At 40.3% G+C, this 13,897-nt stretch carries 13 protein-coding genes, 5 tRNA genes and 2 pseudogenes; 3 read left to right on the forward strand and 17 right to left on the reverse strand.

The genetic code is table 11. From position 1 onward, the window contains the following. Positions 1 to 221: 221 nt before the first annotated feature. Positions 222 to 1,010, forward strand: a complete 789-nt coding sequence (gene flgG / locus FIM66_RS00835; protein WP_000946433.1) for a flagellar basal-body rod protein FlgG — start codon at positions 222 to 224, stop codon at positions 1,008 to 1,010. Between the two features lie 98 nt (positions 1,011 to 1,108). On the opposite strand, the pseudogene FIM66_RS07995 reads toward flgG, so the two are convergent. From FIM66_RS07995 to FIM66_RS00885, 9 genes and pseudogenes are all read right to left on the reverse strand, one after another. Further along, positions 1,109 to 2,141: pseudogene (locus FIM66_RS07995) on the reverse strand (YaaW family protein). A gap of 365 nt (positions 2,142 to 2,506) precedes the next feature. Further along, the gene (locus FIM66_RS08000) at positions 2,507 to 2,647 is read right to left on the reverse strand and encodes a hypothetical protein (protein WP_162979252.1); all 141 of its coding nucleotides are present in this window, start codon (positions 2,645 to 2,647) and stop codon (positions 2,507 to 2,509) included. Positions 2,648 to 2,731: 84 nt separating this feature from the next. Further along, positions 2,732 to 3,493, reverse strand: a complete 762-nt coding sequence (locus FIM66_RS00855) for a YaaW family protein (protein WP_140547963.1) — start codon at positions 3,491 to 3,493, stop codon at positions 2,732 to 2,734. Positions 3,494 to 3,754: 261 nt separating this feature from the next. Next, positions 3,755 to 4,066 carry a hypothetical protein gene (locus tag FIM66_RS00860; protein ID WP_238699997.1) on the reverse strand — a complete coding sequence of 104 codons (312 nt, stop codon included), beginning with the start codon at positions 4,064 to 4,066 and terminating at the stop codon, positions 3,755 to 3,757. Positions 4,067 to 4,186: 120 nt separating this feature from the next. Continuing rightward, a pseudogene (locus tag FIM66_RS08100) lies at positions 4,187 to 4,361 on the reverse strand (flagellar biosynthesis protein FlgG). 135 nt (positions 4,362 to 4,496) lie between these two features. Next, complete coding sequence (gene nusB / locus FIM66_RS00870) at positions 4,497 to 4,913, reverse strand: transcription antitermination factor NusB (protein ID WP_053460082.1); 417 nt, start codon at positions 4,911 to 4,913, stop codon at positions 4,497 to 4,499. Position 4,914: 1 nt separating this feature from the next. After that, on the reverse strand, positions 4,915 to 5,385 hold the full coding sequence (gene ribH / locus FIM66_RS00875) for a 6,7-dimethyl-8-ribityllumazine synthase (RefSeq protein WP_140498913.1): 471 nt from the start codon (positions 5,383 to 5,385) through the stop codon (positions 4,915 to 4,917). A 9-nt stretch (positions 5,386 to 5,394) separates the two neighbouring features. Further along, positions 5,395 to 6,225, reverse strand: a complete 831-nt coding sequence (gene kdsA / locus FIM66_RS00880) for a 3-deoxy-8-phosphooctulonate synthase (RefSeq protein WP_140599801.1) — start codon at positions 6,223 to 6,225, stop codon at positions 5,395 to 5,397. Next, on the reverse strand, positions 6,212 to 6,877 hold the full coding sequence (locus tag FIM66_RS00885) for a carbonic anhydrase (RefSeq protein ID WP_140599802.1): 666 nt from the start codon (positions 6,875 to 6,877) through the stop codon (positions 6,212 to 6,214). Before FIM66_RS00885 ends, kdsA begins: the two co-directional genes overlap by 14 nt. 120 nt (positions 6,878 to 6,997) lie before the next feature. Here FIM66_RS00885 and pyrF point away from each other — a divergent pair, with 120 nt between their 5' ends. Both pyrF and panC read left to right on the forward strand, forming a co-directional pair. After that, positions 6,998 to 7,681 (forward strand): orotidine-5'-phosphate decarboxylase, encoded by a 684-nt coding sequence (pyrF, locus tag FIM66_RS00890; protein ID WP_140599803.1) that lies wholly within the window; start codon positions 6,998 to 7,000, stop codon positions 7,679 to 7,681. After that, the gene (gene panC, locus FIM66_RS00895) at positions 7,682 to 8,512 is read left to right on the forward strand and encodes a pantoate--beta-alanine ligase (RefSeq protein ID WP_140599804.1); all 831 of its coding nucleotides are present in this window, start codon (positions 7,682 to 7,684) and stop codon (positions 8,510 to 8,512) included. It abuts the gene before it with no gap. 13 nt (positions 8,513 to 8,525) lie between these two features. Here panC and FIM66_RS00900 read toward each other — a convergent pair. The 8 genes from FIM66_RS00900 to groES all read right to left on the reverse strand — a co-directional run bounded on the left by FIM66_RS00900 (position 8,526) and on the right by groES (position 13,896). Next, a tRNA-Glu gene (locus FIM66_RS00900) sits at positions 8,526 to 8,601 on the reverse strand. 63 nt (positions 8,602 to 8,664) lie between these two features. Then, a tRNA-Asp gene (locus FIM66_RS00905) sits at positions 8,665 to 8,741 on the reverse strand. Positions 8,742 to 8,781: 40 nt separating this feature from the next. Next, a tRNA-Val gene (locus FIM66_RS00910) sits at positions 8,782 to 8,857 on the reverse strand. A 41-nt stretch (positions 8,858 to 8,898) separates the two neighbouring features. After that, positions 8,899 to 8,973, reverse strand: a tRNA-Glu gene (locus tag FIM66_RS00915). A gap of 10 nt (positions 8,974 to 8,983) precedes the next feature. Next, a tRNA-Lys gene (locus FIM66_RS00920) sits at positions 8,984 to 9,059 on the reverse strand. A 506-nt stretch (positions 9,060 to 9,565) separates the two neighbouring features. Further along, positions 9,566 to 11,569 carry a Hop family adhesin HopZ gene (gene hopZ / locus FIM66_RS00930; protein WP_140599805.1) on the reverse strand — a complete coding sequence of 668 codons (2,004 nt, stop codon included), beginning with the start codon at positions 11,567 to 11,569 and terminating at the stop codon, positions 9,566 to 9,568. Positions 11,570 to 11,873: 304 nt separating this feature from the next. Beyond that, positions 11,874 to 13,514, reverse strand: coding sequence for a chaperonin GroEL (gene groL / locus FIM66_RS00935; protein ID WP_140599806.1), 1,641 nt, complete (start codon positions 13,512 to 13,514; stop codon positions 11,874 to 11,876). Between the two features lie 25 nt (positions 13,515 to 13,539). Then, on the reverse strand, positions 13,540 to 13,896 hold the full coding sequence (groES, locus tag FIM66_RS00940; RefSeq protein ID WP_000671934.1) for a co-chaperone GroES: 357 nt from the start codon (positions 13,894 to 13,896) through the stop codon (positions 13,540 to 13,542). Position 13,897: the final 1 nt, after the last annotated feature.

Here is a 13,897-nt window from a genome sequence, read left to right on the forward strand (position 1 = left end):
CTTAATAGGCATTATTATTCAAACCATTAAGTTGGTAGCTAATGGTTTCAAACATCTATTAAGGAGCACATGTTTTGAATTGTATCATGTCAAACGCTAAAGATACTTGGGACTTCTTGCTTGAATGGGTTTAAATTTTTTATTAAAAGAGCGTTTTAGTCAAATTTAATCTTATTTTTGTTATAATTCTAGATTGTTAAGTTTTAGTTTAAAGGGAAAAAATGCTCCGCTCTCTCTATAGCGCCACTTCAGGGATGCTCGCCCAACAGACGCATATTGACACCACTTCAAACAATATCGCCAATGTCAATACCACTGGGTTTAAAAAATCTCGTGCGGATTTTAATGATTTGTTTTACCAAGCGATGCAATACGCCGGCACCAACACAAGCAACACGACTTTATCGCCAGATGGCATGGAAGTGGGCTTAGGCGTGCGCCCTAGCGCGATTACCAAAATGTTTTCGCAAGGCAGCCCTAAAGAAACGGAAAATAATTTAGATATTGCTATTACGGGTAAAGGCTTTTTTCAAGTCCAACTGCCTGATGGCACCACCGCTTACACAAGAAGCGGGAATTTCAAGCTAGACGAGCAGGGTAATCTTGTAACAAGCGAGGGCTATCTTCTCATCCCTCAAATCACTTTACCCGAAGACACCACGCAAGTAAACATCGGTGTGGATGGCACGGTGAGCGTGACTCAAGGCTTGCAAACGACTTCTAATGTGATCGGGCAAATCACTTTGGCTAATTTTGTCAACCCGGCGGGGCTTCATTCTATGGGAGACAATTTATTTTCCATCACCAACGCTAGCGGCGATGCGATTGTGGGTAATCCGGATTCTCAAGGCTTAGGCAAGTTAAGGCAAGGCTTTTTGGAGCTTAGCAATGTGAGATTGGTAGAAGAAATGACGGATCTAATCACCGCTCAAAGGGCCTATGAAGCCAATTCTAAAAGCATTCAAACCGCTGATGCCATGCTCCAAACCGTCAATTCTCTCAAACGCTAAAAAGGGATTTTACTCTCCTTGACGCTCTTTAACCTCTGCTCCCTTGTTGTTTTTGTGCTTGGGGTGGTTTTATGTTTTGGAGCGGTTGTTGCCATTCTTTAATTTTTGTGGCTAGGGTTTTTAAGGTTTTCAACACCGCTTTTTGGGTTGTTGCTTGAATGGTGTTTCCCTTTCATGTAAAAAACAGCCAGACCAACAAGAATACAAAAAACAATAACCAGATACCATGTTTTATTGGTTTCATCCGCTTCTTGTTGTGCTTTCTGTTTTGCTTCCTGTTCTGCTTTTAATTTTGCTTCCTGTTCTGCTTTTAATTTTGCTTCCTGTTCTGCTTTTAATTTTGCTTCCTGTTCTGCTTTTAATTTTGCTTCCTGTTCTGCTTTTAATTTTGCTTCTTGTTCCGCTTTCAGTCTTGCTTCTTATGCTTTTAATTTTTTGCGTAAGGTGGCAACCAAAACGCATGCAGGCACGGTTACCCTATAAGCTGGCCCTGCAAGATTGACGCTCACTAACGTGCCCGTAATGACCCAACCAATAGACCCAGCTAAAATGCCTAGAGTTTTTTTAAGCGCTACTTTACCCACCACAGACGATAAACCATGCCCTAGAGTTTGTCTTACCATTGCATCTGCAACAGCCATAGCCAACGCATAAGAATGAGAGCCACCCGCTTTAAACAGCGTTAAAATAGATGCGATTGGGACTTGTTTGTTTTCACCAATCACTTTATCAATATTTGTCATGCCCAATTCATCGCAGAGTTCTTTGATCTCTCTCCCATCCATTCGCTCTAAACTATCTTTCAAAAGTTTAGAAAGCATGTTTTGTTCAATCAAAGAGATTTCAGATTTTTCATTGTAATTAATCTTTAAATGATCGCACGCATCGCACAAAATCTCTTTATATAAGACCCCTTCATCTCTAAAAAAAATTCGCAAAACTATTGCCCCCATAACGCTGCAATTCTTCAGCGATTCTTCTGGGGTATTTAGCGTAATCATGGCCATACCTTTTATATTCTGTTGAATTTGTCAATTCTTCATTCATTCTTAGTGTGCCATCTTTATCATAAACAAGCGCACCAAACAAATCTTTCAAATCATTAGAGCTTAAGTGATTTAAAAATTCCAAGTCGCTATTTGTATGCCATGCAATCCCTTTAATTTTATTCCTACCACCGCTCAAATCCCACCAACCCTCTCTTTAGTGATTAGTGATTAGTGCATCATTTTTTAAAATCATGTTTAACGCCCTAAAAGGCTTAAACACACCCGCTAACTGCGCATGAATATTGCGTTACAAATGCTAATGGGCTTTATGGATTTTACAACCAGAGAATGATAATAATTAAAATGTTTTGATACGCTTATCATTTTGGATAAGATAAATTTGATTTGAAAGTAGGAGACTTATTGATTTCTTTGGGTAGGGCTAATTTAATGAAACGCTGTTTTGATTTTTGGCACAAGAAACCCCCTCCTTTAACCCTCTAACCCTTACTTTTTATTGTTTTTATGTCCGTGGTTAGCGTTGCATTGATTAGCTTGGTTTTGGCTATTTTTTTGACAGCTTTCGTTGTTTTGATTTTTAGCATCACCTTTTTGATTGTGGTTTTGATTACTGCAACTGTTACTCATTTTGTCTCCCTTAAATTAAAATAAAAACCAGATGCATTCTCGCATCTAGGTCTCCATTCTATACCCTTTTCCCTAAAAAAAAGCTTAAATGGATTCTATTTGCAACGACTTCTTATCTTCACTGGCTTGCTGTGTTTTTAGGCGTAAAGTGGCGACCACAATGCATGCCGGTATGGTTACCCTATAAGCCGGCCCTGCAATATCAATCGCTGTCCATACGCCTGTAATGATCCAGCCAACAGGGCCTGTTAAAAAGCTCAGAGTTCTTGTAAGCACCTGATTGCCCGCAAGCGATAAACCACGCCCTAGAATGGTTTTTGCGACCGCATCCGCAACAATGACCGCTAATTGATAAGATTTAAAGCCTCCCATTTTAAACAGCGTTAAAGTCGCCGCGCTTAAGGCTTGTCTGTTTAAATTGTCCGTGTTTTTTATGGACAATTCATCGCACATTTCTTTCACTTCTTCATCATCCATTTCTTCCAAACTTCTTTCTAAGATTTTAGAAAGCATGTTTTGTTCAATTAAAGTCGTTTCGGTTTTCTTGTTGTAATTGACCTTTAATTTATCGCACACATCGCATAGGATCTCTTTGTATAAGACTCCTTCGCCTTTAATGAAGCTCGCAAAACTATTGCTCCCATAGTATTGCAACTCTTCAGCGATTCTTTCTGCGTATTTAGCGTAATCATCGCCATGCCTTTTGTATTCTATGGAGCTTGTGAGTTTTTCATTGTGTCTTTTTTCGCCGTCTTTACCAAAAACAAGCACCTCGAACAAATCCAATAAATCACTAGATTCCAATTGCTTTAAAAATTCCAAATCTCTATCATATTTGTATGCCATATTATTCCTTTATATTGTTTTATCACTTATTAAAAACAAACGACTTTTCGCACTCCATCGCTGTTTTTCTAAAGTGATTACTGATTTTAATATCATTTGTCTAAAACTACACTTAATATTCTAAAAAGGCTTAAACTCAAAAGCCCAACGCCCTTAACTCTATAGATTGCTTTAAAGCATCAATTCTTTTAAACGCTAAAGGGGGGATTTTTATCCCCATTTTTTCTAACCTTTACTTTTGCCATTTTATACTTAAGGTTATTAGGGGTTAAGCGGTTTGGAGCGGTTGTTATCATTTTTTTTGTAATTCTCATGGCTGGGATTTTTAGCGTCAATTCTTTGGTTATTGCTTAATTGATACCCTCCTTTTCTAAGAAAAACAGCTAACAAAATAATGGCTAAAAAGAAAATAACCACACAAATAAAAATGCGAGTTGTATTAGTTTCATTAGAATTTGCCTTAGCGGTTTCACTAACAGATTGTTTCGTATCATTATATTCATTTGCTTGTTGTGTTTCGTAGTGCAAAGATTTACCGGAGTTTGTTTCAATAGCATTAACAAGTTGTTCCATTTCCTTTCGTCTTTGGTCCCCATGCATGACCAAACAATACCAAGTGGTCAATATTACCCACAAAGAAATGGCTCTAAAAGACTGAAAACCCCACCTCCTGAATAAACAATATCAAAAATATTATAACCAAGAATGACCCAAAGAATAAAGCTGAATATAGCCGACTGAATAAACAATATCAAAAATATTATAACCAAGAATGACCCAAAGAATAAAGCTGAATATAGCCGAAAAAATCCTACCTCTCAAGAAAAAAGCTAACCCATGGAAGGAATACAGCTAATGCATAAATCACAATTGACTCCCTTGATTTTACTTCTACCGCTCACTCAAATCCCACCAACCCCCTTTTTTAGTGAAGTGATTAGTGATTAGTGATTAGTGATTAGTGATTACAGCATCATTTTTTAAATTTAAGCATAAAACGCCCTTAATTCAAGGGTTTTTGAGCGAGCTTTTTGCTCAAAGAATCCAAGATAGCGTTCAAAAATTTAGGGGTGTTAGGCTCAGCGTAGAGTTTGCCAAGCTCTATGCATTCATTGATGATGATAGGGTTTTGTGTAGGCGTGAAGCCAATTTCATACGCCCCTAAGCGTAAAATCGCCTTTTCCATGCTCCCTAATCGCTTGAAATCCCAATCTTTTAAATGCGGTTCAATAAGAGCGTCAATCTCATTGATTTTTTCTAACACGCCATTAAAAAGGCTTAAGGCAAAAGCCAATTGGTTATTTTTAATCTTTTTTTCTTCTAGCATGTTGGAAGCGATTTTTTTAATTTCTTCATTACCGCTTTCAAACGCATACAACAATTCAACCACAGCCCCCCTGGCTTGAGTTCGTGTCGCCATTTTAACCCTTGAGAGTTTGGCACAAGCTCAACAATTCAATGAGGGTGCTCATTGCTTCAAAGCCCTTGTTTCCGGCTTTACTGCCCGCTCTTTCAATCGCTTGTTCAATATTGTCCGTGGTAAGCACGCCAAAGCTTACCGGCATGCTGTATTTTAACATCGCGCTAGCAATGCCCTTAGTCGCTTCTGCGCTCACGTAGTCAAAATGCGGAGTCCCCCCTCTAATAATGGCTCCTAAAACGCACACGCCATCGTATTTTTCACTCTCTAACAATTTGTCTAAAATCAAAGGCAATTCATAAGCCCCAGGCACTAGCACGAGATCTAAAAGATCCTCATCGCCCCCATGCCTTTTAAAGCAATCCATCGCCCCTTCTTGCAATCTGTCTGTGATGATATGATTGAAGCGCGAGGTTAAAATAGCGATTTTTTCATTCCCTTGTAATTGCAATTTCCCTTCTATGATTCGCATGAAATTCCTTTAAAATAAATTTTGGATTTTTAACATGTCGGTTACTAAGTGTTCTAACTCATCAGGTTTTAGCATGTTTGCTCCATCGCTTAGGGCGTTTTTAGGATCAATGTGCGTTTCAGCGAATAGTCCATCAACCCCCACTGCCGCCGCCGCTCTGGCTAAAATGGGAGCAAAAGAGCTGTCTCCTGAACTTTTCCCGTTCGCTCCCCCTGGCATTTGCACGCTGTGGGTAGCGTCAAAAATCACAGGGGCAAACTCTCGCATGATTTTTAAAGAGCGCATATCCACCACTAAATTCCCATACCCAAAGCTGCTCCCCCTTTCACACAGCCACACGCCATTTTTTAACGCTGTTTCATAAGTGGGGCTTTGAATGCTTTTATCTCTCGTTTTAAGGGCTTTTAAGACAGAATATTGCATGTCTTTTGGGTTCATGAATTGCCCTTTTTTGATATTGATAATAGCGTTAGTTTGGCTCACTTCTACAATCAGATCTGTTTGGCGGCACAAAAACGCCGGGATTTGTAAAATATCCGCTACTTTGGCTGCCACGCTTGCTTGATAGCTCTCATGCGCATCGGTTAAAATCTTATAGCCAAATTCATCTTTGATAATTTGTAACATTTCTAGGCCTTTTTCTAAACCAGGCCCTCTGTAACTCTCCAAACTCGTGCGGTTAGCCTTATCAAAACTCGCTTTAAAATAAAAATCCAACCGCTCGTTGTTGGCTAGGGGTTGTAATTTAATAGCGATGCTTCTTAGATTTTCTAAACTCTCAATGACGCATGGCCCGGCGATTAAAACGGGTTTGGGGGTTTTTGTGTTAGAAGTTTTCATGACTTTTCCTTTGTTTAATGGTTTCTTCAATCGGCTCAAAAAAATGGCTTTCAAAATTATAATTATAAATCCTGCCTGTTTCTATGATATAGTGCCAACCAAAAATTTTCAATTCGTTATCCATCACTCTTTCTTGAATGAAATCATAGCTTAAGAGGTTGTTGAGTTGCAAGCGCACATTCAAACGCTCTGTAAGCCATGAACGCTTGGCAAAATGGTTGCTGAATTGCGGGTGGTTTTTTAACTCTTGTTTAATAGGCTCTAAAAATTGTATCCAGTCTGCAATGTAAGGGGTTTTAGCTTTGGTGGTTTCATCATGGATTAAATGAATGCTCCCGCAAGCCCCACAATCGCTATGCCCGCAAATAATAATGTTTTGAATACCCACATGCGCAATAGCGTATTCAATGCTCGCAATGGTAGAAAGGGATTCTTTATAGCTTGTTTTAGGGGGGATCACATTGCCCATGTTGCGGATCACATACAATTCGCCCGGTTTGGTGCCAGTGATTAGATTAGGCACGACTCGTGAATCCACGCAAGAAATGAACAAAGTGTGGGGCTTTTGCTTGGTTTTTAAGCTCTCATAAAGCCCTTTAAGCTCTTCGTATTCATTCTCTTGAAATTCTAACGCTCCTAAAAACGCTTTCACTCTTTAACCCTTAAATCTCATTTGATTAAAATTCGTTTGTTTTTAAAACGCTTATCATAGCTAAAAATCTTGCATTTCTTTTTGTTATAATGGCGTTATTTTACACTTTAAAGGGCTTTCATGCAATTATGTGTCGCATTGGATTTAGAAAAAAAAGAGGACAATCTTTCTTTATTGCAAGAATTGAAGGGCTTAGATTTATGGGCTAAGGTGGGGCTTAGATCTTTTATAAGAGATGGGGCTAGTTTTTTAGATGAAATCAGAAAGATTGATGAAAATTTTAAGATCTTTTTGGATTTGAAGCTCTATGATATTCCTTATACTATGGCAAATGCCGCGCTAGAATGCGCGAAATTGGAAGTTGATATGCTCACCGTGCATTTAAGCAGCGCTAAAAGCGCGCTAACCATTTTAATGCAACGCCTAAACGCTCTTAAAAAACGCCCTTTAATCATGGGCGTGAGCGCTTTAACCAGCTTTAGCGAAGAGGAATTTTTGATGGTGTATAACGCCCCTTTAAAAACTCAAGCGATTAAATTAAGCGCTATGGGTAAAGAGAGCGGGATTGATGGGGTGGTGTGTTCGGTGTTTGAAAGTTTGGCGGTTAAAGAGGCTTTGGGTCAAGGCTTTTTGACTTTAACCCCTGGCATAAGGCTGGATAAAAATGATAAAGAAGATCAAGAAAGGGTGGCGAACGCTAAAGAGGCCAAACAAAATTTAAGCGATTTTATTGTGGTGGGCCGCCCCATTTATCAGGCTAAAGAGCCTAGAGAAGTGGTTTTAGAGCTTTTAAAGGATTGTTAAATGCGAGTGTTAGAAACGATTGCGGCTTTAAGAGAGTATCGTAAAAGTTTGAAAAAAAGCGTGGGGTTTGTGCCGACTATGGGGGCTTTACACAAAGGGCATCAAAGCCTGATAGAAAGGAGTTTGAAAGAAAATCCCCACACGATTGTGAGCATTTTTGTCAATCCCACGCAATTTGGGGCTAACGAAGATTTTAGTGCTTACCCACGCCCTTTAGAAAAGGATTTGGCTTTGTGTGAAGGATTGGGCGTTAATGCGGTGTTTGCACCTGAAATGAGCGAAATGTATCCCTATGAAGCAGAGCAACGCCTAAAGCTCCACGCCCCTAAATTTTTATCCCATTCTTTAGAGGGAGCAGTGCGTGAGGGGCATTTTGATGGGGTTGTTCAGATCGTGTTAAGATTGTTCCATCTTGTTAATCCCACTAGAGCGTATTTTGGCAAAAAGGACGCCCAACAGCTTTTAATCATCCAGCATTTAGTCAAAGATTTGCTTTTAGACATTGAAATAACGCCGTGCGAAATCGTGCGCGATAGCGATAATTTGGCGTTAAGCTCTAGGAATGTGTATTTGAATGCGATAGAGAGAAAACAAGCCCTAGCCATTCCAAAAGCTCTAGAAAACATCAAGCAAGCCATAGATAAGGGCGAAAAAGCGTGCGAAAAGCTTAAAAAACTAGGGCTTGAAATTTTAGAAACCTTGGAAGTGGATTATTTGGAATTTTGCAACCACAAGCTAGAGCCTTTAAAAACCATAGAGCCAACTAACACGCTCATTTTAGTGGCGGCTCGTGTGGGCAAAACCAGGCTTTTAGATAATTTATGGGTGTAGTTTGGAATTTTTGTGGCGACCCTTGAAAGATTTGAACTTCCGTTTCCACCGTGAAAGGGTGGTATCCTTGGCCACTAGATGAAAGGGTCATTTTTAACGATTGACTATTATATTGGAAATAAAGCGTAGAAAATGATTTAAAAAGTTCTTGGTGGCGGAGCGGACGGGACTCGAACCCGCGACCCCCTGCGTGACAGGCAGATATTCTAACCAGCTGAACTACCGCTCCCTATCCAAAATCCATAGCCTAAAAATGCATGCTTTAGTCATGGTGGTCGCTATAAGACTCGAACTTATGACATCTACCTTGTAAGGGTAGCGCTCTACCAACTGAGCTAAGCGACCAAAATATTGAGATAAAATCCAACTAAACCCGTATAAAAGAGTGGTGACTCCTAGGGGATTTGAACCCCTGTAACCACCGTGAAAGGGTGGTATCCTAACCACTAGATGAAGGAGCCACGATGCTCATGGTGACCCGTGTTGGATTTGAACCAACGGCCCATTCCTTAAAAGGGAATTGCTCTACCAGCTGAGCTAACGGGTCTCACAAAAAAAGATAATGATACAATTTTTTTTAACGCTTGTCAAGAATAACTGAAAAATATTTTCATAGAAATGATGCGCTCTTAAAACGGCATAACAGCTTTTTGCTTAAATAAAAAACTTGGTTTGCTCTTTAACGCTATAAGGATCGCAACAGACGCCATACGATTTTATTGTTGGTTAGTCTTGTTTTTAGGGGTTTTAAAAAGCTTTGTTTTTATCAAGATCAATATTATTGGGATTTAATGCTTTTTTGTTTAAAAAATTTCATTTTTAAAAAATGGGGTTTTGTTTTATTGTTTTAGATCTTATTTTGTTATAAAACGCATTTTCTTAAGTTTTATTTTATTTTCTTAAAGGGATAGGAATTGCTTTGAAACCATTTTCTCCCCTACACTCACAACTAAAATCCCCCCAAAAAAAGAGGGTTTAAAAAAAGAAAGGCTTTAAAAAAGAAAGGCTTTAAAAGAAATCCCTTAAAAAGGGAGTTTTACAAAGAGCCAAACATTAGTAAGCAAACACATAGTTGAGATACACGCTATAAAGCCTGCGGTATTGGAGTTGAGTGCCTAGCAAAGAATAGTAATTGGTGTTGATCGTGGGGATCTTCACGCCTAATTCCACGCCATGCTGAGCTGCATGATCGCTCGCTTTTTTCTTATTCTTAGCGAGATTCATTCTCAAGCCCAAATTGAATAAGAATTGGAAATTCGCCACATTCATTTTAGCGCTATAGAAATTATTGAATGTCGCTAAATTCACGTATTGGGAATTGAGCCACGAAGTGCCCGCTAAGGCGATACCCCCAAATACCCCAAAAGAAACCTTACTGTTTTTGGTGGCTTTATCATTGATAAAGTTATAGAGGACATCTGTCCCTACCCCATAAGTGAACACATCAGAGGCTGAATTGAAAAAGCTGGATTTGATATAAGCATGGTTGTAATCAAAAAAGCCGTAATATCTAGCCCCCCATCGTTTCTTTTCACCAAAAAATTGTTTATACCCTATTTGCACACCGATCCCATTCATCGCGCCGTTGTTGGTTTGAGAGCTGATTAATCCAATGCGTCTGAAAGGGTTATGCCCTAATTCTTGCGTGGCGCTTAATAATTGCGAATAGGCGCTTTGGTTGAGTTGATAAACGGTCTTTAAACCCTCGGGGTTATTAGGGTTAGTGGATTGGCTTATCAAATTTTTAAGGAATGGGGAATCAGGCGTGTTTGAAGCGGTCGTGGTGATGCTGTTATAAGTGTTGTTTAAATTGCTAAGGCTGCCTCTAAAATCAAGTATCGTGCGCGCCAACAACTCAGATTGCTTGATTTGCTCGGCTTGAGTGCCAAAATGTGCAAGGCTGTTGTTTAAAGCCGTTATGGTCTCTTCTACATAGGCGCAACCGGCTCCCCAAGTGTTGTTAGTAACCCCTTCACTAGGTGTTGTGCCATCACTTCTGCAAGCTGCCAAGTAATTTGTGATAAATTGGCTTGGGATAGTGTTAAGGTCTTTTTTCATTTGAGCGGCTAGTTCAAGCATCTTGGCTTGCGCTTGCGCATGATTGAGCATGTTTTGAGCGAAAGCCCTATCAGAAGAGGTGTAAGGGTTGAAATCTTGTGGCGCGTTTTGATTGTTTTGCTGGTTGTTAAGGCTTTGAGCTTGCGTTACGATTTCTTGCGCGTTTTTGATCATGCTAGTAACGGCGCTAAATTCAGTGGCAAAAACCTGACACACATTCCCGGCTGTATTTAAACTCCACGGCGCGCCCCCATTTTGTCCTTGATTGTGATTGACCCATGGGCAGTTTGTAGTGAGGACGCTTATCATTTTATTGGCTTCTTGCAAAAGGGTTTGAGCGTCATTAGTAGTAGTAGTAGTAGTAGTAGTTTCTTTACTAGTTTGCCCATTAGTTTGCGTTGTTACTTTGACTTCTATCTTTTGACTCGTGTTATTCAAGACAGGCACCCCTTGTTTTAACGCTTGTTGGAGAACCTGATAAGCGTCGTTAAGCTTTTTCATGTTATCAATGCTTAAAGGACCGCTAACCCCATTGTTATATCCGGTTAAATTACAATTAATGGAACTTGAAGTGTGCCCTGGTTGGCCATCAAAAATTACGCTTTGTTGCCCACTATTACCGGGACCGCATTGGACATTATAGGCTATCACATTCCACAGCCCCACCGCCGCATTGAGCGCCAAATACACCGCTTGATACGCCGGGGAATTGTCTTTTTCGCCAGTCAACCCTTGCGTGTTGGCTTTTAAATTATCGATCGCAGCATTGATTTCTGAAGGGCTGCTCGCGTTCGTTACCGCCTGATTGAGATTGTTAAAATTGCTTAAAAGATTGCTCAAATTCTCATAAGTGTCTGAAAGTCTTTTCAATTCGCCGGTGTTTTTCACCATTTGAGCGGCTTCACCGATTTGATAGCCGGCGCTTATAAAAAAGCCGTTGTCTTCAGCGTTTAAAAGCGATGAAGCGAGAGAGAGAGAGAGTAAAAGGGTTTTTTTCATGAATATCCTTTGAAATTAAATTGAGTGAGATTTTATACATTAAGTAAGAATGTATTAAAAGCATTGTAGCATAAAATCGTTTTTTTTTTTTTGTCATTTGGAGAAAATTTTAGAATTTTTGCGTTTTTTGCGCTTTTGTTTGGGTGGTATTGGAAAGAGTTTTTAGATTTTGTTTTAATGGAGCGCTAATGATAAAAGCTTAACAGAGATTTTTTGTGGTGCGTTTTTAAAAGCGAGCGGTTTTTTCCAATAAAAGCCCCTAAAAAGAGGGCTTTTATCAAGGAAAGAATCAAAGCAAGGGGGCTTACATCATGCCGCCCATGCCTCCCATTCCGCCCATGCCACCCATATCAGGCATTGCTGGGGCCGCTTTTTCTTCTTTGATTTCATGCACGGTGGCTTCTGTGGTTAAAAGCAGGCTTGAAACCGAAACCGCATTTTGTAAAGCGATCCTTTCTACTTTTAAGGGGTCAATAATGCCTTCTTTAAACATATCCACATACTTGCCATTGCTAGCGTTAAAACCAAAATGCCCTTCGTGTTTTTGCACTTCATTCACGACCACACCGCCATCATAACCGGCATTGATAGCGATTTGAGCTAATGGGGCTTTAATGGCGCGCATGATGATTTCATAGCCCACTTTTTCATCATCGTGTAAATTCAAATGCACTTTTTGAGCCGCGCGAATGAGAGCCGCACCGCCGCCAATCACAATGCCTTCTTCAACAGCCGCTTTAGTCGCGCTCAACGCATCATCCACCCGGTCTTTTTTCTCTTTCATTTCCACTTCACTCGCAGCGCCCACTTTAATCACAGCCACACCGCCAGAGAGTTTAGCCAATCTTTCTTGCAATTTTTCTTTGTCATAATCGCTTGTCGTGCTTGCAATTTGGGTTTTGATTTGCACGACTCTGTCTTTGACATCATGGCTATCGCCTTTGCCATCTACGATCGTGGTGTTGTCTTTGTCAATCACAATCCTTCCGGCTTTGCCTAAAAACTCCACTTCAGCGTTTTCTAAAGTCAAGCCTAATTCTTCGCTAATGACTTGACCGCCGGTTAAAATAGCGATGTCTTTTAGCATTTCTTTTCTTCTGTCCCCAAAGCCTGGAGCTTTAACCGCTGCGATATTCAACACGCCTCTTAATTTATTCACCACTAGAGTCGTTAAAGCTTCGCCCTCAATGTCTTCAGCGATGATTAAAAGCGGTTTGCCCTCTTTCATGGTTTTTTCCAATAGCGGGAGAATGTCTTTCATGCTAGAGATTTTTTTATCCGTTAAAAGGATGTAAGCGTTATCCAATTGAGCGGTCATTTTCTCAGCGTTGGTTACAAAGTAAGGGGAGAGGTAGCCTCTATCAAATTGCATGCCTTCTACGACATCTAGTTCATCTTCAATGCCCTTAGCTTCTTCAACGGTGATCACGCCATCTTTACCCACTTTTTCCATAGCGTCAGCGATGAGTTTCCCGATATTGTGATCGGAGTTTGCAGAAATGGTCGCCACTTGGGTGATTTCTTCTTTACCGCCCACTTTTTTGCTCGCTTTTTTAAGCTCATTGATAATCGCTTCAGCGGCTTTATCCATGCCTCGTTTCACTTCAATAGGGTTAGCCCCAGCCGTGATGTTCCTCAAGCCCTCTTTAAAAATGCTATAAGCCAGCACGGTTGCGGTGGTCGTGCCATCGCCGGCAGCATCAGCGGTTTTGCTCGCCACTTCTTTAACGAGTTGAGCACCCATGTTAGCCACCGGGCAACTTAATTCAATCTCTTTAGCCACGCTCACGCCATCTTTGGTGATGCTTGGAGCGCCATAGCTTTTTTGGATCAACACATTCCTGCCTCTTGGCCCCATAGTTACTTTAACAGCGTCATGGAGTTGTCTCACGCCTTCAAATAAAAGGTTTCTTGCGCTATCTGAAAATTTAATTTCTTTTGCCATTTTGTATCCTTAATAATAATGTTTTTTAGTGTTTTTTGTGATCATGACAGCAAGCTTCATGCTCTTTAGCATGTTTATGGTCATGATTACCTGTATGACAGCAAGAGCCTGAGCCCACAATGCCTAGAATGTCTTCTAGTTCTAACACCATGTATTCAGTGCCGTCTAAAACGATTTCTGCGCCTTTGTATTTGCCAAAAGCGATCACATCGCCTTCTTTAACGCATTTGCAACCCTCACTGATTTTATGGCTAACGGCTTTGACTACGCCCATTAAAGGCTTTTCTTTAGCGTTATCAGGGATGATGATGCCTGAACTGGTTTTGTTCTCTTCTTCAAGTCTTTCTACTAAGACCCTTTCTCCCAATGGTTGAAACTTCATT

The organism is Helicobacter pylori (assembly GCF_006439795.1).
In the GTDB taxonomy this organism is placed as follows: Bacteria; Campylobacterota; Campylobacteria; order Campylobacterales; family Helicobacteraceae; genus Helicobacter; species Helicobacter pylori_CR.